This window comes from Rhizobium sp. NLR16a, from assembly GCF_017948245.1.
Classification (GTDB): Bacteria; Pseudomonadota; Alphaproteobacteria; order Rhizobiales; family Rhizobiaceae; genus Rhizobium.
This window is the reverse complement of the sequence record NZ_CP072865.1, coordinates 1-19,925: the sequence shown is the minus strand read 5'-3', so window position 1 is coordinate 19,925 and position 19,925 is coordinate 1. Positions and strand designations below refer to the sequence as shown.

The window sequence follows — 19,925 nt, the reverse complement described above, 5'->3', positions numbered from 1 at the left end:
CGCTTTTCTCCGGTCAGGAGAGCGCGCTGATCATGTCGGGGCGGAAGCCCGCCCAATGCTGCTCGCCGGCAACGACGACCGGAACCTGCATGTAGCCCATGCCAAGCACGCGATCGAGCGCTTCGGCATCCTCGGAAATATCGACGATCTCATAATCGACGCCCAGGCGATCGAGGGCGCGGTAAGTGGCCGTGCATTGGACACAGGCCGGCTTGCTGTAAACGGTAACGCTCATCATCTTCCTCGTGATGTCAGTGAATGCAGGACACAGGACTGGGATCGGGCGCCGTGCGACGTCCGGGGCAATGCTTGATAATGATCTGGCAAAGTTGGCGCTTTAAACGCCCGACATCATCCCTCGCAGGATGTGCACGGGCGGCGGCTTTGATGTTCTCGACATGACTTCAAACCCCCGAAATGCTCATGCGGACGTTCGGGGCAGCGCAACAGACACGGATCATTCCGCTTCATGCACGCGACCTTCCGGACACCCCGCCCGTGGACGTTTCGTTCGAGGCAGGTCTCCTGGCTCACGGGTCGAAGCACCCTGCCCCAGCCTTCCCGGAGCATCATGCTCCAGTGACCTGAAATCGGACAGTTGCTCGCCGCTTACAGTTGCGGGGGCAGCTCCGGCATTGTCGCACCATGATGGCGCAGCGCACCGTATTCCCGTCTTAGCCCGCGATCCTCACGAATCGAAGGAACCTTGAACACTAGATATAGTACGCGAATCGTAATTCACGTCAACGGATGGTTTGTGCATTGCGTTACGGCAGGTTTGAAATCGCTGCATTCCTGTGAAAAACATGGACAACGAAAGCTTAACGAAAACAGGCTTGGAGATGACCGTGGTGGGGCTGGCCTATAGCCAGCTGCCAGGCTGCGGATAGACGACGCAAAACCCGCGACGTCATCCTCGGCCTTGTGCTGCCTTGTGCCGACGATCCACCCAGGTCCATTCTGAAAATAAGAGCTTTCCTGCCAGATAATTGCAGTGGTGAGATGCTCGGCACAAGGCCGAGCATGAGACCTTGTCAGCAAACTGAGCGCCGACCTAACGGATGACCGGCCCCGAATCGCTGGTCTTCAAACCGCCACCGGCAAAACATTCATCCCCGTACACGAAGCAGCCTGAGCGCGTTGATCGTCACCAGCACCGTGGCACCGGTATCGGCGAGGATCGCCGGCCAGAGCCCGGTCATGCCGGCGATCGTCGTCACCAGGAAGACAGCCTTCAGCCCGATCGCAATGGTGATATTCTCAAGGATATTGCGCATCGTCCGCTTGGAAAGCGCGATCATCCGCGCCACGTCGCCGACGCGTCCATGCAGCACGGCGGCATCCGCGGTCTCCAGCGCCACATCGGTGCCGCCGCCCATGGCGATACCGATGTCGGCGGCGGCGAGCGCCGGCGCGTCGTTGATGCCGTCGCCGACCTTGGCGACGACGAAGCCCTGACGCTTCAATTCGCCGACGACCCGCTGCTTGTCTTCGGGCATCATCTCGCCGCGCCAGTCGATATCGAGCATGCCGGCGACGGCTGCCGCCGTCCGCTTGTTGTCGCCGGTCAGCATCATCGCCTTGACACCGGCCAATTTGAGCGCGGAGAGCCCCGCCCCGGCATCCTCGCGCGGCTCGTCGCGCATGGCGATCAGGCCGGCCGCAGTGCCATTGACGAGCAGCACCGATACGCTCTTGCCCTCATCATTGAGCCCTGCAATACGCGCTTCCTGCTCCCCGTTCAGCGCCCCGCACTCGCGGGCGGCGGGCGGCGACAAGAGATCCAATGTCTCGCCGCCGACCTTGCCGGTGACACCGTTGCCCGGCAGCGCTTCCAGTTCGAAGGCCGGCGGCACGGGCACGCCGTCCGCCTTGGCGCGGTGGAGAATCGCCAGTGCCAGCGGATGGCTGGAGCCCTGCTCGAGCACAGCCGCGCGCGACAGGAGCTGCACCTCGCCCAATCCGAAGGAAACAATGTCCGTCACCCGAGGCTTGCCTTCCGTCAACGTGCCTGTCTTGTCGAAGGCGACCATCGTCACCGTGCCGAGCGTCTCCAGCACCGCGCCGCCCTTCATTAAGAGCCCGCGCCGCGCGCCCGCCGACAGCGAAGCGGCGATCGCCGCCGGCGTCGAAATGACGAGCGCGCAGGGGCAGCCGATCAGCAGGATGGCAAGGCCTTTGTAGATCCATTCACCCCACGCGCCGCCGAGAAACAACGGCGGAACGACCGCGACAAGTGCGGCGACGACGACCACGCCCGGCGTGTAATAGCGAGAGAACCGATCGATGAAGCGCTCCGTCGGCGCCTTCGATTCCTGCGCTTCTTCCACCAGCTTGACGACGCGGGCGATGGTATTGTCGGCAGCGGCCGCCGTGACGCGAACCCTGAGCACCGCATCACCGTTGACCGTACCGGCATAGACGCCGGCATCGACGCCCTTGCGCACCGGCGTGCTCTCGCCCGTCACCGGGGCCTCGTCGATCGCACTCTCGCCTGAGACGATGACGCCGTCCGCCGAAATGCGGTCGCCGGGGCGAACCATGATGACCGCGCCGACGGCAAGGCTTTCCGCCGGCACCTCCCGCATCTGGCCATTGTCTTCGAGCAGCGCGGTTTTCGGCACCAGGGCCGTCAGCGACTGGATGCTTTCGCGCGCCTTGCCCGCCGCCACGCCTTCGAGCAACTCGCCGACGAGGAACAGGAAGACGACGGTCGCCGCTTCCTCGCCCGCATTGATGATGACGGCGCCGACGGCGGCGATCGTCATCAGCATCTCGATCGAAAACGGCGTGCCGGACAAAGCCGCCATGACGGCTCGCCGCGCAATCGGCAGCAGACCGACCAGTATCGCGACGACGAAGGCGTAGGACGCACTCGCCGGCACCACATGGCCGACGGCATAGGCGGCAACGAGCGCTCCACCCGAAAAAATGGTCAGCCGGCCCTTCCTGCTCCGCCACCAGCGACCGGCCATCGGCGCATGGTCGTCCCCATGCCGGCCGTCAATTTCCTTCTCGTCGTCATGGGCATGGTCGTGATCATGAGCGGTATGATCGTGATGATGGTGCGGGCGGTCTTCACGCGCGAGCTTCGCATTTCCGGTAAAGGGCGAGACGGAATAACCAAGCCCCGTCACCTTCCTCTGGACTGCCTTGAGATCGCTGCTGCCGTCATGCCGGACGGTCATGGTGCCCGTCACCACCGAGACGGAGACATCGACAACACCTGCTACGCGCCTGACCGCGGTATCGATCTTGGTCGCGCAGGCAGCGCAATCCATGCCGCCGACCCTGTATCGTGTCTCGCTCGTCTCAACCATGATGCGCTTCCTTGTCAAACAGAAGCACCCCTCCTACATCCTCTAGCGACTAGAGGTGCAAGAGAAAATCATGAAAAAGATTACGATTGGCGAAGCGGCCCGCCGAAGCGGCGTCAAGGTGCCGACGGTGCGCTATTACGAGAGCATCGGCCTGCTCGCGGCCCCGAGCCGCAGCGAAGGCAACCAGCGATCCTTCGAACCTGCCGATATCAGCCGCCTCACTTTCATTCGTCATGCCCGAGAGCTCGGTTTCGAGATCGAGGCAATTCGCACGCTGCTCACATTGCAGGATGATCCAAACCAGTCCTGCGCCTCGGCCGACGCCATCGCCAAGGCTCGCCTCGCCGAAGTCGAGCAGCGCATCCGCAGCCTGATGGCTTTGAAGGCCGAGCTGGAAATGATGGTGGAGAGCTGCGGCCACGGCCGCGTCGACCAATGCCGCGTCATCGAGGTTCTCGCCGACCACGGTCAGTGCACACATTCTCACCATTGACGAACCTGTACTCTTGCAGGTGATCGGCGCCCGCGGCAAAACTGCGCCGGAAGGAATCGGGCGAAGACATCATGAGCCAGAAACGGATTGCGATCATCGGCGGCGGCCCCGCGGGTCTTGCAGCTGCCGAGCTGCTGTCGCTCTCCGGCCATGCGGTAACGATCTATGACGCCATGCCGACCTTCGCTCGCAAGTTCCTGCTGGCCGGCAAATCAGGCCTCAACATCACCCATTCGGAGGACTATGCCCGTTTCGTTACGCGCTTCGGAACGGCTTCAGCCCGTCTGCGTCCCGCTCTCGATGCCTTTACTCCCGGTGATATCAGGGATTGGGCCGCAGGGCTTGGTACCGAGACCTTCGTCGGCTCCTCCGGCCGGGTTTTCCCGAAGGTGATGAAGGCTTCTCCTTTGCTGCGTGCCTGGCTCAAACGGCTGGAAGAGCGGGGGGTTGCGTTGCGCACCCGCCACCGCTGGACCGGCCTTGTCGAAGACGGTTACGTTTTCGAAACGCCGGAAGGGCGTAGCATCGCCCATTGCGACGCCGCCCTGCTGGCGCTTGGCGGCGCAAGTTGGCCGCGCCTTGGCTCGGATGCGGCCTGGCTGCCGTGGCTGACCGAGAGAGGCGTCGAAATCGACGCCTTCCGGCCCGCCAATTGCGGCTTCGTCGTCGGCTGGAGCGCCAGCTTCAGTACGCGTTTCGCCGGCGAGCCCGTCAAGTCGGTCACCGCCACATCCGAAGCCGGCACCTTTCCCGGCGAGTTCGTCATCACCGGCAGCGGCATCGAAGGCAGCCTGGTCTACGCCCATGCGGCCAGCCTCCGCGACCGGCTGCAGCACCACGGCAACGCTGCCCTGACGCTTGACCTCGCCCCGGGCCGGACGACAGAAAGGCTGGCGCGCGACTTGAGGCGGCAGGACACCAAGTCGAGCTTTTCAAACCGCCTGCGCAAGGGCGCTGGGCTTGACGGCGTCAAGGCGGCATTGCTGCGCGAACTCGCGCCCGCCCGCGACTGGACCGATCCCGAACGTCTCGCCGGCGCGATCAAGGCTCTGCCGGTACCGGTTCTCGATACGAGGCCGATCGCCGAGGCGATCTCCTCTGCAGGTGGCATCCGCTGGACCAGCATCGACGAAGGCTTCATGCTGAAGGCGCTGCCGGGCACCTTCGTCGCCGGCGAGATGCTCGACTGGGAGGCGCCGACCGGCGGTTATCTCCTCACCGCCTGCCTTGCGACCGGCAGGGCAGCCGCGCGCGGCATCGAGGCCCGGCTGTCGCGATAGACATCGTTGGTCTTGAACCAGATCTAGATCAAAGAAGTGGAGCACGATGTCGTGCGACCATCCTTGAAGCTTTTCAGCACTGCGTCTGATCACCAAGGGCGAAGAGGGAGGCCGCCGAGCGTGCAATTGCAAACCGGCCGCTTTTCCATCAGACTATGCTGAAGTTCCGTGGGAGGAGCAGATGCAGGAACAGTCAGCACATGCGGAGCATGTCTATACCTCTGCGCAACGGAATTCCGCTGCTGCGAGTTCTCCGATCGTCGCGTCGTGGCGGCGGTGTATGACCATGCATCGCCTCGTTCCCGAGGACGAACGCCCGCCGGTGCGTCTTACCGACCAGGAATTTCTTGACGCTCGTAAACAGTCGGAACAGCTGATCGCCGGCGCAACCGAGGAACTTGACCGCCTCTTTACCACGGTCGGCAGGGCCGGCTGCTGCATTCTTCTGACGGACAGGAAGGGCATTGCGCTGGAGCGCCGGGGCTCTGCCGGCGACGACAAGGATTTCTATGATCTTGGCCTATGGACCGGCTCGGTATGGACCGAGGCGAGCATGGGCACCAACGGCATCGGAACCGCCCTTGCCGACGAGCGTTCCGTCGCCATTTTTCGGGATCAACATTTCTTCTGCTCGAATATCCGCCTGAGTTGCACGACGGCCCCGATCCGCGATCATCGCGGCGAACTGGCCGCTGCACTAGACATCTCCACCTGCCGCGACGAGGTCAACGAGATGACGCTGGCGATCCTCACGCAGACCGTGCGCGACGCGGCGATGCGCATCGAGCTCAATCTCTTTCGATCGGCCTTTGCCGGCGCCCGTTTCCTGATGGTCCCGACGAGCGCGAATTCCGCCGCCGCCCTGCTTGCCGTCGACAGGCATGACCTTGTCCTTGGCGCCACCCGCGCCGCCCGGATCGCGCTGCAATTGGACGACAAACGGATCGCGGCCGGCATCCCCGCCGCCGATGCGCTCCATGAAGCCGCCGTCTCACAACAGGAAGAGATTGTGGAAGCGGAAAAAGCGGCCCTGCTGCGAGCGCTATCGCGCACCAGCGGCAATGTCTCGCAGGCGGCGATCGCCCTCGGGATCAGCCGCGCCACGCTCCACCGGAAGATGAAGAAGTTGGGCCTGCATTAAACCAGGCGCCAGCGGTTCCATAGGACATCGCAATCAAAACGCGACCCTGTCGCATGTCTGCGACAGTGTGCGCTGCGGTATTGATCCTCCACCCTGTTCCCTTCGGCAAAACGCGCACATTTTGCTCCCACTGGTTCGATTGGAACCTGGATCATCAAGGGAGGATGACATGCTTCATCAGAAAATCGTGGAATCGCCGTTCAAGCTGAAATACGGCAACTATATCGGCGGCGAATGGCGCGAGCCGGTCGAAGGCAGATACTTTGAAAACGTGACGCCGGTCACAGGCGGAAAACTCTGCGACATCCCGCGCTCCGATGAAAAGGACATCAATCTCGCGCTGGATGCGGCCCACGCGGCCAAGGAAAAATGGGGCCGGACTTCGGCTTCCGAGCGCTCCAATATCCTCATGAAGATCGCCCAGCGGATGGAGGACAAGCTGGAACTGCTCGCCCAGGCCGAAACCTGGGACAACGGCAAGCCGATCCGCGAAACCATGGCGGCCGACATTCCGCTGGCCATCGACCACTTCCGCTACTTCGCCTCCTGCATCCGCGCCCAGGAAGGTTCGATCGGCGAGATCGACCACGACACCATCGCCTATCACTTCCACGAGCCGCTCGGCGTTGTCGGCCAGATCATTCCGTGGAACTTCCCGATCCTGATGGCGACCTGGAAGCTGGCGCCGGCACTTGCCGCCGGCAACTGCGTCGTGCTGAAGCCGGCCGAACAGACCCCCGCTTCGATCCTGCTCTGGGCGGAACTCGTCGGCGACCTGCTGCCGCCCGGCGTGCTCAATATCGTCAACGGCTTCGGCATCGAGGCCGGCAAGCCGCTGGCGACCAGCCCCCGCATCGCCAAGATCGCCTTTACCGGCGAAACGACGACCGGCCGGCTGATCATGCAATATGCCAGCCAGAACCTCATTCCTGTGACGCTGGAGCTCGGCGGCAAATCGCCGAACATCTTCTTCGCCGATGTGATGGCCGAGGATGACGACTTCCTCGACAAGGCGCTCGAAGGCTTTGCAATGTTCGCCCTCAACCAGGGTGAAGTCTGCACCTGCCCGAGCCGCGCCCTCGTGCAGGAATCGATCTACGACCGCTTCATGGAAAAAGCCGTCAAACGCGTCGAGGCGATCAAACAGGGCAACCCGCTCGATCCGGAAACGATGATCGGCGCCCAGGCATCGACGGAGCAGCTTGAGAAGATCCTCGCCTATCTCGACATCGGCAAGCAGGAAGGCGCCCAGGTTCTGGCCGGTGGCTCGCGCAATGATCTCGGCGGCGAACTGGCGAACGGCTATTACGTCAAGCCGACGATCTTTAAGGGCCACAACAAGATGCGTGTGTTCCAGGAAGAGATCTTCGGGCCGGTGGTGTCGGTCGCGACCTTCAAGACCGAGAAGGAGGCGCTGGAAATTGCCAACGACACGCTCTACGGTCTTGGCGCCGGCGTCTGGAGCCGCGATGCTAATCGCTGCTACCGGTTCGGCCGCGAGATCCAGGCCGGCCGCGTCTGGACCAACTGCTACCATGCCTACCCCGCCCATGCCGCCTTCGGCGGCTACAAGCAATCCGGCATCGGTCGCGAAACCCACAAGATGATGCTCGAGCATTACCAGCAGACCAAAAACATGCTGGTCAGCTACAGCCCGAAGGCACTGGGTTTCTTCTGAGAAGCTTTCTGAATGATGGGAGGGAGTGTCAAAGCCCCTCCCTAACCCCTCCCCACAAGGGCCCTTGTGGGCAGGGGAACCGAGACCTTGGAGGAAGAACCATGGAAACGACCGTCAACGGCGAACCGCGTGTTCTCGCCACCGATGCGGCCCTCGATCTGATCGCGGAAATCAAGCGGGATCATCCCGATATCCTCTTCCACCAGTCCGGCGGCTGCTGCGATGGCTCTTCGCCGATGTGTTATCCTGCCAATGAATTCATGGTCGGCGACAGCGACGTCAAGCTCGGCGAGATCGGCGGCGTGCCGGTCTATATCAGCGCAAGCCAGTTCGAGGCATGGAAACATACGCAGCTTATCATCGACGTCGTGCCGGGCCGCGGCGGCATGTTCTCGCTCGACAACGGGCGCGAGAAACGCTTCCTCACCCGTTCCCGTCTCTTCGGCGGCGGCGAGGCCTGTGCCGTCCCGGATGCGACGGTCAGGACGGTTTGATATCTGCCGCTTGATGGACGCAACCGTTTTACATCCGGAAAGGGATCCGAGAACGCTCCCGTCGCGATGCTCACCTGGTTCCGGCCGAGAATTTCGCCTGTAGTATTCCCATAGTACCTGCTGCTGGGCGGTCTTTGTTAATCTTCGTCTGTTGGTTTCCAAGGAGGATGCGATGCCAGCTTCTAAGATCCTGATGATCACGGGTGACTTCACCGAAGATTATGAAACGATGGTGCCGTTTCAAACGCTGCTCGCCTGCGGCTATACGGTCGATGCCGTCTGCCCGGGCAAGAACGCGGGTGAGACCGTCGCCACCGCCATTCATGATTTCGAGGGCGATCAGACCTACTCGGAAAAACGGGGCCATAATTTCGCACTGAACGCCACTTTCGACAGCGTTCGGGCGGAGGATTACGATGCCCTGGTCATCCCAGGCGGCCGCGCGCCGGAATATCTTCGCCTCAATGCCGACGTCATCCAATCGGTCCGGCACTTCTTCGATGCCGGAAAGCCTGTGGCCGCCATATGCCACGGCGCGCAGCTGCTTGCCGCCGCCGGCGTGTTGAAGGGCCGCACCTGCTCGGCCTATCCGGCCTGTCGGCCGGAAGTCGAACTTGCCGGCGGCATTTACGCCGATATTTCCATCACCGATGCGGTCTCGGACGGCAACCTGGTCACGGCGCCGGCCTGGCCGGCGCATCCCTCCTGGCTGCGGCAGTTCATGGCCGTGCTCGATGCCTCGTCATTACCTGAAACCAACGCCGCCTGACGAGGCGGCGCCGGGAGGGCGACATGTGTGAACTCTTCATCAAGGCGGATGCGCGGCTATGGGAAAGCACCACCCGGTCGTTGCGCATCGATGGCATGGTCACCAGCGTCAGGCTGGAGAACTTCTTTTGGTCGAAGCTTGAGGAGATTGCCCGGCGCGACGGAATGAACGTCGTGCAGCTGATTACTCGGCTGCACCATGAATCGATCGATGCCGGCCATGATCTCGGAAACTTCACATCCTTCCTGCGCGTCTGCTGCGCTCGCTACCTGGACCTGCAGCTCACCGGTGACATCCCGGCAGATGTCACCCGCCCGATCTCTGGGTTGGATGCGCCGGTCATCCTCGGCCGCGAACGGGAAAAGTATCACTGAAGGTTAGTAGACGAGACCGGGATGATGTCGGGCGGAGCTTTCAGCTCCGCCCGCATTCTCAAGATACCTGACTGGCGCGGCTGCGCAGGGGTTGCGTTGCGGCGCAGCCTGGACCAACAATGCGCGGCGTCCAGCACCGGCACCGTCAGGAGATCGCTTGCCATGAACGACCAGAAAGCCGTGATCGTCACGGGAGCCGGCGGCAACCTCGGCAGCGCCGTTGTCCGGGAGCTTGCCGGCGCCGGCGTAAAACTCGTCTGCATGAACCGTTCGAGCCAGGAGCTGGAAGCTTTGGCCGGCGAGCTTCCTGCGTCCGCCGAGTTTCTCTCGATCGCCGGAACGGAGCTCACCGATTACGCTTCCTGCGCCGCCGCCGTCGCCCGAGCCGTCAAGCGCTTCGGCGGCGTAGGCGCTCTGGTCAACACCGTGGGCGGGTTTCAGATGGGCCCGGTCGGGCCGGAAGCCCCCGCGCAATGGGATACCATGATGACGGCAAACGCCCGCACCGCGCTGACGATCAGCGCGGCGGTTCTCCCGACGATGAAGGCTGCAGGCTACGGCCGCATCGTACACGTCGCTGCGATGCCCGGCCTGAAGGCCGGTCCTAACCAGGCCGCCTATGCAGCCTCGAAAGCTGCCGTCATCCGGCTGACGGAAGCGCTTGCCGCCGAATGCCGCGACGACCGCATCACCGCCAACTGCATTCTGCCAGGCACGATCGATACCCCCGAGAATCGGGCTGCCATGCCCAATGCAAAAACGCACGCCTGGGTATCGCCGCAGTCGATCGCCCGGCTCATCGCCTTCCTGATCTCGCCCGCCGCAGCCGTCGTCACCGGCGCTGCGATCCCGGCGACCGGCCGCGAATAACAAAGTCCTGCCTGGCTTGCAGCGTCTGCGCCTCGATCACGTGGCATCTGGCGTGAGGTACGGTCCTTTTGTATTCTGGATGGCGACAAGGGCCGGGCTTGGGTCGGGCTTGTTTCAATGACAAAGGCGAAATGGCTTTCCGCATGAAGGTTGGGCTGTCTGGTTTTTGGACGGCCTCGTTCGATTCCTTTTATGTGGCGGGCAGGACAGCGGGCGGGACCATGGTGTTGATGATCGCATTGCGGCGGAATTTGCGGAATTGCGGCGGTCTTGATGACTGACAGGCCCGCACTGCGCACCGTCGGCGAGACCGGTCTGCGCGAGGAATGGTTCCTCGGCGTCAGCATCGCAACCAGCCTGATATTTCTCGCCTTTCCGGAGCAGCTCTTCCGTCGGCTTCCCGATCCGCTTTGGTTCGCCGTGGTTTTCGGATGGCTGTTTGCGGTCGTTCTCGGCTCCGCCCTGTCTGTCGTCCGGCATGCGGATCATCTGGCCGAGCGGCTGAAGGAGCCGTACGGCACGCTCATTCTGACGCTTGCCATAACCTCGATCGAAGTCATGGCGATCTCCGCCGTCATGATTCACGGCGAGAACAATCCCACGCTTGCGCGCGACACCTTGTTTGCGGTCGTCATGATCATCCTTAATGGCATGGTCGGCCTGTCATTGCTGCTGGGCGCCTGGCGGCGGCCGGAACAACAGCATAATCTCCAGGGCGCCAACGCCTATCTCGGCGTCATCGTGCCGCTGGCGACGCTCAGCCTCGTCATGCCCACATTTCTTGCCGGCCCGGACGGCCAGCATCCATCGGCGCCGCGGCAATTGATACTGGGCATCGTCTCGGTCGGCCTTTACGCCACATTCCTGTTTCTCCAGGCTGGCCGCCATCAGGATTATTTCACGACCGACGCCAATCGCCACGCACATCCAGGCGAACACGCCCTTCCGCACCGGCCAGTCTGGCCGCATGCCGTTCTGCTCTTCGCCTACATGGGTCCGGTGGTCTTTCTGGTCGAACAGCTTGCGCGGCCGATCGATTACATCATCGAAACCCTGCACGCGCCGACCGCCTTCGGCGGCGTTGTCATGGCCATCCTTGTCGCGACGCCCGAGGCGATCAGCGCCGTGCGCGCATCCATCGCCGATAATCTTCAGCGCGCGGTCAATATCTTTCTGGGTTCAGTCCTGTCGACGATCGGGCTGACCGTACCCGCGATGCTCGTGGTCAGCCGTCTTTACGGACACCCGGTCACCCTTGGGCTGGAACACAGCGATCTGGTGATGCTCCTGCTCACCCTTGCCGTCAGCATCATTACCTTCGCCAGCGGTCGCACTCATCTCATGCAGGGTGCCGTTCATCTGGTGCTTTTCCTGGCTTACGTGCTTCTCATCTTCCAGCAGTGATCTCCGCCCGAGAACAGAGAAGTAAAGAGTTCCACGCTCCGTCGGTCCTCCGCTATGATGACCGCATTTCTTGTATAGAGCTTGCAAGCATCGCAGCTTGCAGGATCGTCAAGATTATATGGAGACCGGAGTTGAGCTCACTGTTGCTTGGCGGGATTGTATTTGTCTTTCTGTCGGCGGCAACATCGATGGGAATGATGGTGCGCGGCCGCTTGCCGGATCATCATCTCAGCCCGGAATCCAAGGATGCCATCAGGCTCGCAACCGCGGTGGTCGGAACGCTGTCGGCCTTGGCCCTCGGTCTGCTGATCGCATCCGCCAAATCGAGCTATGACGATGCCGAAGTCGAGATGAGGACGGCGGCTGCGCGGGTTCTGCTGCTGGACCGCGTCATGGCGCAATACGGCCCGGAGACCGATCATGCCCGCCAGTTACTGCGCCAGCTGATCGAGAGGCGGCTGAGTCGCGGCTGGAGTGCCGAGACCACCGACGAGCCATCGCGCAAAGCGCCCGGGGAATACCAGGACATTGAGGCGGTTCAAGGCGACCTTCGATCGCTGTCGCCGCGCGATGCCATGCATCATTCCCTCCAGGCGCGCGCTCTCGATGTGAGCGGCATGGTGGCCGAAACCCACTGGCTGCTGGTCGAATCCGGCAGCGAGGGCCTGCCCTGGGCCTTCCTTGCCGTTCTCGTCTGTTGGCTCTCGCTGCTTTTCACGACCTTCGGACTCCAGGCACCGCCGAACCCCACAGTGCTGTCCATTCTCTTCGTCTGCGCCTTATCCGTCGCCGGCGCCGTCTTCCTGGTTTCGGACATGGCCAATCCTTACATCGGCCTGGTCCGCGTTTCCGACGCACCGTTGCAGTCCGCCCTCGAACGGCTGGGTAAACCGTAGCCGGCTTACGATCTCCGATGGGGCTGGCAGACCTTCACACTGCTCCTTCGACACTGCGAAGCAGTTCAATTGTGCATCAAGGACTATTGCAATTTTTAGCAATGCCGCGACATAATATCGCATGCCTTGAACCTTCGGCAGGCCGGTGGGGGCCGCCGTCGAGGCACGCAGCGAAAACTGGGCTCTTGACATGTCGAGGCGGCGGCAATGCGTGGGGGATTGCATCAGGGTCTGCGATTTTTTCTGACACTTGCCGGCTTGGCGCTTTTCGTCGGCTGTGAGGAAAGCGGGAACACTTATGTTCCTCCTCCACCTGCCGTGGTTCGGGTCGCACAGCCCGTCCAGCAACCGGTCACGCTTTATTTCGAGCTCACCGGCAATACGGCGCCGCTCAACGCCGTCGATATCGAGGCGCGTGTCCAGGGCTATATCCAATCCATCGATTACCAGGACGGCATGATGGTGAAGAAGGGTACCAAGCTTTTCGGCATCGAACGCGACACTTATCAGGCGCAACTGGATCAGGCGAAGGCGTCACTCGACTCACAACAAGCCTCGCAGGTCGGCGCGAAGCTGGAATATGACCGTCAGCTCAATCTGTCGAAGCAACAGGTCACCACCCAGACCGCGGTCGACAGTGCCAAGGCAACTCTCGACGAGGCGAATGCCGCCATTCTCAACGCCCAGGCCAATGTCGATCTGGCGACGATCAACCTCGGCTACACGGAGGTGCTCGCTCCCTTCGATGGCATCGTCACCGATCACCTCGTCGACATCGGCACGCTGGTCGGCGTATCCGGCCCCACCAAACTCGCCAGCATCGTCCAGACCGATCCGCTTTATGCCTATTTCAACGTCAGCGAAACGCAGGTGTTGATGATCAAGGAAACCCTGGCAAAGCAAGGACATACTTTCAGGCAGACGGACCTTCCAAGCATCCCCGCGGAGATCGGTCTGCAGACCGAGGAAGGCTATCCGCACAAGGGACATCTCGACTACGTGTCGCCTCAACTCGATGCCTCCACAGGCACGCTTCAGGTGCGCGCGCTGTTCGACAACAAGGACCACGCCATGCTGCCCGGCCTCTTCGTCAGAGTTCGGGTGCCGGTCGGCCACGATGACAAGGCTCTACTGGTGCGCGACGACACGATCGGAACGAACCAGCTTGGCACCTACGTACTGGTTCTCGGGAAGGACGATGTCATCGAGCAGAAGCAGGTCAAGATCGGGCAGCGTGAGGGCGCGCTCCGGGTCATCCAATCCGGCCTCGATCCGGCTGACTGGGTGGTGACCCAGGGAGTTCAACTGGCCATACCCGGCAGCAAGGTCAGCCCCGAGAAGATGGAAATGAACCCGACGGCCAACGCCGCTGGCGATGCCAAGGCCGACACCACCACGCAATGAATTCGCCGTCACGCTTCATCTGAACGTCTGAGGACAACAGCATGATCTCGCGTTTTTTCATCGAGCGTCCGGTGCTTGCCAACGTGCTGGCATTGGTGTTCGTTTTGGTCGGCGCGGTTGCCCTGTTCCAGCTGCCAGTGGCGCAGTATCCAAATGTCGTCCCGCCGACGGTGCAGGTGACGACCCGCTTTCCCGGCGCCAGCGCACAGACCCTCGTCGACACCGTGGCGCTGCCGATCGAGCTGCAGGTCAACGGCGTGCAGGACATGCTGTACATGCAGTCGACCAGCGCCAGCGACGGCACCTATTCGCTGATCGTGACCTTTGCCATCGGAACGGATCCGGATCAGGCGCAGGTTCTGGTGCAGAACCGGGTCGCGATCGCAATGTCATCGCTTCCCGAAGCGGTGCAGCTTCAAGGCGTGACGACGCAGAAGAAATCGACCGCCATCCTCGGCTTCGTCAGCCTGGCCTCGCCCGACAGCCGCTATGACAGCCTGTTCCTGTCGAATTACGCCGTCATCAATCTGCAGAACGAACTTGCCCGCCTGCCTGGCGTCGGCAACGTGACGGTGTTCGGCGCCGGCCAATATGCCATGCGGATCTGGATGGATCCGAACCTGCTGCAGGCACGCGGCCTGACGCCGCAGGATGTCGTCAATGTCGTGCAGCAGCAGAGCCAGGAGGTCACCGCCGGCCAGATCGGCATTCCGCCGGTGCCGAAAGGGCAGGTCTTCCAATACACGCTGAATGTCAACGGCCGGCTGAACGAAGCGGCCGACTACGAGAACATCGTCGTCAAGGTCGAAAGCGGACAGGGCGGCCGCATCACGCGTGTGCGCGATATCGGCCGCGTCGAACTCGGCGCCCAGACCTACAGCCAGTCCTTCACGCAAAACGGCCGGCCGGCGGCCGGCATCGGCATTTTCCAGCTGCCGGAAGCCAACGCCATTGCCGTGGAGCAGGCGGTGAATGCGAAGATGGCGGAGCTCTCGAAGAATTTCCCGCCGGGCCTCGAATATCATCTGCCGTTCGATACGACGAAATTCGTCAAGGCCTCCATCGACGAGGTTTACGTCACCTTGATCGAGGCGGGCGTGCTCGTTCTCATCGTCATTCTGGTTTTCCTGCAGGATTGGCGGGCCATGCTCGTGCCGGCGACCACCGTTCCCGTCACCATCATCGGCGCCTTCGCGGCCATGGCGGCCTTGGGCTTCACGGTCAATCTGTCGACGCTGTTTGCCATCGTTCTGGCGATCGGCATCGTCGTCGATGATGCCATCGTCATCGTCGAAGGTGTCGCCCGGCACATCGAGGCCGGCATGTCGGGCCGCAAGGCGGCAGAGAAAGCGATGGAGGAGTTGCTCGGCCCCGTCATCGGCATCACGCTGGTGCTGATGGCCGTTTTCATTCCGGCAGCCTTCCTGCCCGGCCTGACCGGGCAGCTCTATCGGCAGTTCGCGCTGGTCATCGCCGCCACCGCATTGATCAGCGCCGTCAATGCCGTGACGCTGAAACCGACGCAATGCGCTCTTTGGCTGCGAGCACCGGTGCCGCCCGAGAAACGCAACGTCTTCTATCGCGGCTTCAATCGGGGCTATGACTGGGGCGAACGCCACTATGCCGGATTGGTCGGAGCGATGACCCGTCACAGCGGCATCATGGCGATCGCAGCACTCGTGCTGATCGGCGTCGCCGTCTGGGGGCTCACGCGCCTGCCGACGGCATTCCTGCCGATCGAGGATCAGGGCTATGTGCTGATCAGTGCGCAATTGCCCGATGGCGCCTCGAAAGAGCGGACCGATGCCGTCATGGAAGAGGTCGGCAAGATCGCCGAGGCCGCCCCTGGCGTCGATCAGGTGCTGACCATCAGCGGCCTTTCGGTTCTCGACAACAGTGCCAGCCTGCAGAATGCCGGCGTCGCCTATGTCATTCTCAAGGATTGGGACGAGCGCGGCAAGGAGAAAGGGCAGGACCTGCTGTCGATCTATCAGCATCTGAACGACGCGCTGCAGCATGTGCTGACCGCCAAAACGCTGGTGGTCGTACCGCCTCCGATACAGGGCATCGGCAATGCCAACGGCTTTACCATGCAGGTCGAACTCCGCAACGGCGTCTACGACTATCCGCTGCTGCAATCGCTTGCCGATACGATCGTGAAGAACGGCAATGCCCAGTCATCGCTGCAAAGGCTGAGCACGCCGTTTCGCTCGAACGTGCCGCAGCTTGCGGTCTCCGTCGATCGCATCAAGGCGGAGACGCTGGGAATTACCGTGGGGCAGGTTTTCTCGGCACTCTCCGGCTATGTCGGATCGAGCTATGTCACCCAGTTCAACAAATTCGGCCGCACCTTCCAGGTCTATGCGCAAGCCGCCTCCGATTTCCGCGTCAGCCCCGACGATATCCGCAATCTGAAGGTCAAGGCCGGCGACGGGACGATGGTGCCGCTCGGCACGGTGATCAATGTCACGACGACAGAAGGCCCCTCGCTGATCAGCCTCTACAATCTTTATCCCACCGCCACCATCGTCGGCGGACCGGCCGCCGGCTTCAGTTCCGGGCAGTCGCTCGAGGTCATGGAGCAGATCGCCGACCATACATTGCCGCCCGGAGCCGGCTTCGAATGGACCGCGCTCTCCTATCAGGAAAAAGCCGTGGGCGGGCAGATCTACTTCATCTTCGCGCTCGCCATGCTGCTCGTCTATTTCGTGCTCGCCGGCCAATATGAAAGCTGGATCCTGCCGCTGGCAGTCATACTTGCCGTGCCGCTCGCCCTGCTCGGCACGGTGGCGGCACTGACGGCAGCAGGCGTGGCCAACAATCTCTATACCCAGATCGGCCTGATCCTGCTGATTGCGCTGGCGGCCAAGAATGCCATCCTCATCGTCGAATATGCGCGTGAAAAACGGGCGGAAGGCATGGAAATCCTGGAAGCGGCCGTCGAGGCCGCCCGGCTGCGTTTCCGGCCGATCCTGATGACGTCCTTCGCCTTTATCCTCGGTGTCCTGCCGCTTGTGCTGGCGACGGGCGCCGGCGCATCGGCCCGCAAGTCGATCGGCATATCGGTCTTCAGCGGCATGATCGCCTCGACCTGCCTCGCCGTGCTCTTCGTTCCTTCATTCTACGTGCTGCTGCAGCGCCTCGAGGAATATTGGAAGCGGCGCGGAGCCACCGTAAACGCGGCCGCGAGGGTGACGGAAACGGAGATATCGAACGTCGGGTAAAGCAATCGCGGCAGTTATTGCACGATCACCTGTACATAAACGCTCCCGCTCTTGGCGTAATAGGACGACCCGCACCGATAATAATAGCCGCCATAATAGGCACCGTAGAGACAGCCTGCCGGAAGCACGGCGATGGTCGTCGCCGTCCGCGTCACGACCCGCCGCGTCGTTCTGCGGGCAACGCCCGCATAAGAGAGCGGCGTCAACGGCCTGCCGATGACGGCGCCCGCCGGCGTGGCGAACCCGATCGACAGCGCCATGGAACCTTGGCCCTCGACGCGAAGGTCGGTAAATGTCAGGACACCGGCCAAGCCGAGAATGAACAGCAGCTTGTTATAGGTCATTTCGCTTCTCCCGCATCGGCAGCCGCTGGAAGCTCATCGAGCGATTGCAGCTCGCTGAGATCGACCGTCTTGGCACTGCCGGGAATCTCGATGTTGTAGGAAACGGCCGCGACATCTGCTCCACTCTTGAAATCGCTGATTTCGAGCATGTATTGCGGCGCCTGGACGACGTGCTTGCTGGTGATGACGTAACGGCGCGGGATGGGCTGCGCGCCGGTCTGTATCCAGATCTGCCAGTCGATCTCAGGCGTTCGGAAGGCCAGATATTCGCATTCGACGCCATCCACGAAAGCACTGGAAATATGCTTGGCCTCCGTCACATCGGACATGAGCTCGCCGTAGACGTTGGAGGATAAAAGATCGGCGCCCGGCGCTTCGATACCCGCTGTCATCAGGCGGTCGATAAGATCATCGAGCGAACCCTTGCCATCGATCTTCGCATAGGCGTCGAGATTCTTGCCGTGTACCGTCAGCGACGAACCATCGAAACTGACGTCGATATCCGCGAAGCCGCCGGTCCTCGTCACGCGCAACTTATCGGGACGGGTCAGGTTCACGATCCCCGAGCTCACGAACTGGAGCTTCTCAAAGGCAGGCGTCACCGCTTCGAGCGATGATTGATATGTAAAGGAGATCGTCTTCTGCGCCGTCAGAAAATCGGACATCTTCTTGAGCAGCTCTTTTGCATCATCCGCCCAAGCGCTCGTCGGCAGCACCAAACCGGCAGAAACCGACGCATAGATAAGCATCCGCTTCAATAGCGGAAAAGGGAAAGTCGATGACATGGCAATGCCTTTCGTTCGTGTCGTCATTGATTTCATCAAATTGCAGATGGCCGCTGATGGATATTCCGCAGCCGGACTTGAAATGTGAGAGATGCCATGCAGCCGGCAGGCAACGCGTGCTTGCCGGTCTTCGTGGGGTCGCGCACCGAATTTCTCGCCGGGGCGCGACGACCTCTTTATGAGATCAAGCGTCGAACGGGCGCTACAATCCCGAAGTGAGCACGCGGTGGCACTCCGGCGATACGCGCTCTAGATTGTCGCGCAGGCAGGCGATGCCCCGCCCTCCGCCTAGAGGGACCATGCGGCACAAGGCGCGGAAGTCCGCGCCGCAGGTTTCCCGCAGGATCATCACTTCCTCTCGCGGCGACAAGGCCGGCATCATTGCTCGTGGGGCCGGGGTGATCGCACCGGTGGCAGCCGCATCGTTGGTTGTCGGTGCCGCCGATCCCCCCAATGCGGCGACGGCTTGCTGACATGGCATCGATAGAGCGGCGTTATGTTGTTGCAGACAGCTGAGAGCCGCCGCACCTCCCGGAGTGACGCCGGAACATTGCGCCATGAAATCGCGCTGGCAGGCCGATTTGAGGGCATTCCGCTGCGCCTCAGTCGGCTGGTGCGGCGGCGCGCCGGTCGCTGGCGCCGGCGTTGGCTCCGCGGATGTCGATTTGGGTTTGACGTTCACCGCCGAAACCGCTTTCTGGCAGCCGGCTGAAAGTGTGGCGCTATGCTGCTGGAGGCAGGTGAGCGCCTCGATTCCTCCCGGCGTCACCCCCGAGCATTTCGCGATGAAATCGGAGCGGCACTCTGCCCTGATCGCGTCACGCTGTTCGTCGGTCGGCGCTTGCGAGGACGCAACCCCGGCTAAAAACAGCAGCGCGCAGAACGCGGGCAACGCGGAGATTGCCGATAGAATACGACGCCTCCCATGCGGAGACGTCAGTAGAGAAGATCCCCATTTTCGCATGATTCCCCCCTATAAATCTTATCTACTTCATGAAATCGAACTGCTCGCTGAATAGGATAATAGGCGCCGCCGGATGGACGGACGTTGCTTGCTACTACGAAAATATAAGGTGCGCCTGAGCTAGGTATATTAGAATATTATCCTTTTAGCAACTATCTCGTCATCACTTGAAAATCGATGGCAACTTGGGGGACTACCCTCGCAGAAACGCAAAAAGCCCGCTATTTTGCGGGCTTTAGAGGATGGTATAGTGTCGGTTCGGAAGAATTATTCAGGAATTTTTCGTCCGGGCTGCGTCGACTTTGCCTTCTTGCGGGCCGCAGATGAGGCGTCAAATTCTCGAGCTGTTACCAAACAAAAAGCCCGCACGAGGCGGGCTTTTTGGGAAGATTGGTTGCGGGGGCAGGATTTGAACCTGCGGCCTTCAGGTTATGAGCCTGACGAGCTACCGGGCTGCTCCACCCCGCGATATTTCATTCCGGACG

General features: G+C 61.8%; 17 protein-coding genes, 1 tRNA gene and 1 riboswitch. Of the genes, 12 read left to right on the top strand and 6 right to left on the bottom strand.

Going from position 1 to position 19,925, the window contains the following annotated elements; translation table 11 throughout:
* Nucleotides 1-13 precede the first annotated feature (13 nt).
* Entirely contained in the window at nt 14-235 is a 222-nt protein-coding gene (gene nrdH / locus J7U39_RS00090; protein WP_210629717.1) for a glutaredoxin-like protein NrdH, read from the bottom strand.
* Between the two features lie 262 nt (nt 236-497).
* A riboswitch (cobalamin riboswitch) is annotated at nt 498-724 on the bottom strand.
* Nucleotides 725-1,109: 385 nt separating this feature from the next.
* Nucleotides 1,110-3,320, bottom strand: a complete 2,211-nt coding sequence (locus J7U39_RS00085) for a heavy metal translocating P-type ATPase (protein ID WP_210629716.1) — start codon at nt 3,318-3,320, stop codon at nt 1,110-1,112.
* 70 nt (nt 3,321-3,390) lie between these two features.
* Between J7U39_RS00085 and J7U39_RS00080 the strand changes: the two genes are divergently transcribed.
* From J7U39_RS00080 to J7U39_RS00025, 12 genes are all read left to right on the top strand, one after another.
* A complete protein-coding gene (locus J7U39_RS00080) occupies nt 3,391-3,813 on the top strand; it encodes a helix-turn-helix domain-containing protein (protein ID WP_210629715.1) in 423 nt (140 codons plus the stop codon).
* Nucleotides 3,814-3,884: 71 nt separating this feature from the next.
* The gene (locus tag J7U39_RS00075) at nt 3,885-5,093 is read left to right on the top strand and encodes a TIGR03862 family flavoprotein (protein WP_210629714.1); all 1,209 of its coding nucleotides are present in this window, start codon (nt 3,885-3,887) and stop codon (nt 5,091-5,093) included.
* A 181-nt stretch (nt 5,094-5,274) separates the two neighbouring features.
* The gene (locus J7U39_RS00070) at nt 5,275-6,234 is read left to right on the top strand and encodes a helix-turn-helix domain-containing protein (RefSeq protein WP_210629713.1); all 960 of its coding nucleotides are present in this window, start codon (nt 5,275-5,277) and stop codon (nt 6,232-6,234) included.
* 169 nt (nt 6,235-6,403) lie between these two features.
* Nucleotides 6,404-7,912 (top strand): aldehyde dehydrogenase, encoded by a 1,509-nt coding sequence (gene adh / locus J7U39_RS00065; RefSeq protein ID WP_210629712.1) that lies wholly within the window; start codon nt 6,404-6,406, stop codon nt 7,910-7,912.
* A 101-nt stretch (nt 7,913-8,013) separates the two neighbouring features.
* Entirely contained in the window at nt 8,014-8,406 is a 393-nt protein-coding gene (locus J7U39_RS00060) for a DUF779 domain-containing protein (protein WP_004677349.1), read from the top strand.
* A gap of 172 nt (nt 8,407-8,578) precedes the next feature.
* Nucleotides 8,579-9,175, top strand: a complete 597-nt coding sequence (locus J7U39_RS00055; protein ID WP_210629711.1) for a DJ-1/PfpI family protein — start codon at nt 8,579-8,581, stop codon at nt 9,173-9,175.
* Between the two features lie 23 nt (nt 9,176-9,198).
* Entirely contained in the window at nt 9,199-9,549 is a 351-nt protein-coding gene (locus J7U39_RS00050) for a ribbon-helix-helix domain-containing protein (RefSeq protein ID WP_210629710.1), read from the top strand.
* Nucleotides 9,550-9,711: 162 nt separating this feature from the next.
* Nucleotides 9,712-10,419, top strand: coding sequence for an SDR family NAD(P)-dependent oxidoreductase (locus tag J7U39_RS00045; RefSeq protein ID WP_210629709.1), 708 nt, complete (start codon nt 9,712-9,714; stop codon nt 10,417-10,419).
* Between the two features lie 273 nt (nt 10,420-10,692).
* Nucleotides 10,693-11,823: a calcium:proton antiporter gene (locus J7U39_RS00040; RefSeq protein ID WP_210629708.1), complete on the top strand. Its 1,131-nt coding sequence runs from the start codon at nt 10,693-10,695 to the stop codon at nt 11,821-11,823.
* Nucleotides 11,824-11,954: 131 nt separating this feature from the next.
* Entirely contained in the window at nt 11,955-12,719 is a 765-nt protein-coding gene (locus tag J7U39_RS00035; RefSeq protein ID WP_210629707.1) for a DUF4239 domain-containing protein, read from the top strand.
* Between the two features lie 207 nt (nt 12,720-12,926).
* The gene (locus tag J7U39_RS00030; RefSeq protein ID WP_210629706.1) at nt 12,927-14,123 is read left to right on the top strand and encodes an efflux RND transporter periplasmic adaptor subunit; all 1,197 of its coding nucleotides are present in this window, start codon (nt 12,927-12,929) and stop codon (nt 14,121-14,123) included.
* Nucleotides 14,124-14,164: 41 nt separating this feature from the next.
* Complete coding sequence (locus tag J7U39_RS00025) at nt 14,165-17,347, top strand: multidrug efflux RND transporter permease subunit (RefSeq protein WP_210629705.1); 3,183 nt, start codon at nt 14,165-14,167, stop codon at nt 17,345-17,347.
* A gap of 14 nt (nt 17,348-17,361) precedes the next feature.
* Here J7U39_RS00025 and J7U39_RS00020 read toward each other — a convergent pair whose 3' ends face one another.
* The 4 genes from J7U39_RS00020 to J7U39_RS00005 all read right to left on the bottom strand — a co-directional run bounded on the left by J7U39_RS00020 (nt 17,362) and on the right by J7U39_RS00005 (nt 19,908).
* Nucleotides 17,362-17,691 (bottom strand): hypothetical protein, encoded by a 330-nt coding sequence (locus J7U39_RS00020; protein WP_210629704.1) that lies wholly within the window; start codon nt 17,689-17,691, stop codon nt 17,362-17,364.
* The gene (locus J7U39_RS00015) at nt 17,688-18,476 is read right to left on the bottom strand and encodes a DUF2092 domain-containing protein (RefSeq protein ID WP_210629703.1); all 789 of its coding nucleotides are present in this window, start codon (nt 18,474-18,476) and stop codon (nt 17,688-17,690) included. Before J7U39_RS00015 ends, J7U39_RS00020 begins: the two co-directional genes overlap by 4 nt.
* A gap of 202 nt (nt 18,477-18,678) precedes the next feature.
* Nucleotides 18,679-19,440, bottom strand: a complete 762-nt coding sequence (locus tag J7U39_RS31635; RefSeq protein ID WP_247241699.1) for a cysteine rich repeat-containing protein — start codon at nt 19,438-19,440, stop codon at nt 18,679-18,681.
* A 391-nt stretch (nt 19,441-19,831) separates the two neighbouring features.
* Nucleotides 19,832-19,908, bottom strand: a tRNA-Met gene (locus J7U39_RS00005).
* Nucleotides 19,909-19,925 lie beyond the last annotated feature (17 nt).

What these genes read in the sequence shown, in the direction of transcription:
- nrdH (WP_210629717.1), bottom strand. Translation starts at nt 235, where the DNA reads ATGAGCGTTACCGTTTACAGCAAGCCGGCCTGTGTCCAATGCACGGCC.
- J7U39_RS00085 (WP_210629716.1), bottom strand. Translation starts at nt 3,320, where the DNA reads ATGGTTGAGACGAGCGAGACACGATACAGGGTCGGCGGCATGGATTGC.
- J7U39_RS00080 (WP_210629715.1), top strand. Translation starts at nt 3,391, where the DNA reads ATGAAAAAGATTACGATTGGCGAAGCGGCCCGCCGAAGCGGCGTCAAG.
- J7U39_RS00075 (WP_210629714.1), top strand. Translation starts at nt 3,885, where the DNA reads ATGAGCCAGAAACGGATTGCGATCATCGGCGGCGGCCCCGCGGGTCTT.
- J7U39_RS00070 (WP_210629713.1), top strand. Translation starts at nt 5,275, where the DNA reads ATGCAGGAACAGTCAGCACATGCGGAGCATGTCTATACCTCTGCGCAA.
- adh (WP_210629712.1), top strand. Translation starts at nt 6,404, where the DNA reads ATGCTTCATCAGAAAATCGTGGAATCGCCGTTCAAGCTGAAATACGGC.
- J7U39_RS00060 (WP_004677349.1), top strand. Translation starts at nt 8,014, where the DNA reads ATGGAAACGACCGTCAACGGCGAACCGCGTGTTCTCGCCACCGATGCG.
- J7U39_RS00055 (WP_210629711.1), top strand. Translation starts at nt 8,579, where the DNA reads ATGCCAGCTTCTAAGATCCTGATGATCACGGGTGACTTCACCGAAGAT.
- J7U39_RS00050 (WP_210629710.1), top strand. Translation starts at nt 9,199, where the DNA reads ATGTGTGAACTCTTCATCAAGGCGGATGCGCGGCTATGGGAAAGCACC.
- J7U39_RS00045 (WP_210629709.1), top strand. Translation starts at nt 9,712, where the DNA reads ATGAACGACCAGAAAGCCGTGATCGTCACGGGAGCCGGCGGCAACCTC.
- J7U39_RS00040 (WP_210629708.1), top strand. Translation starts at nt 10,693, where the DNA reads ATGACTGACAGGCCCGCACTGCGCACCGTCGGCGAGACCGGTCTGCGC.
- J7U39_RS00030 (WP_210629706.1), top strand. Translation starts at nt 12,927, where the DNA reads ATGCGTGGGGGATTGCATCAGGGTCTGCGATTTTTTCTGACACTTGCC.
- J7U39_RS00025 (WP_210629705.1), top strand. Translation starts at nt 14,165, where the DNA reads ATGATCTCGCGTTTTTTCATCGAGCGTCCGGTGCTTGCCAACGTGCTG.
- J7U39_RS00020 (WP_210629704.1), bottom strand. Translation starts at nt 17,691, where the DNA reads ATGACCTATAACAAGCTGCTGTTCATTCTCGGCTTGGCCGGTGTCCTG.
- J7U39_RS00015 (WP_210629703.1), bottom strand. Translation starts at nt 18,476, where the DNA reads ATGTCATCGACTTTCCCTTTTCCGCTATTGAAGCGGATGCTTATCTAT.
- J7U39_RS31635 (WP_247241699.1), bottom strand. Translation starts at nt 19,440, where the DNA reads ATGCGAAAATGGGGATCTTCTCTACTGACGTCTCCGCATGGGAGGCGT.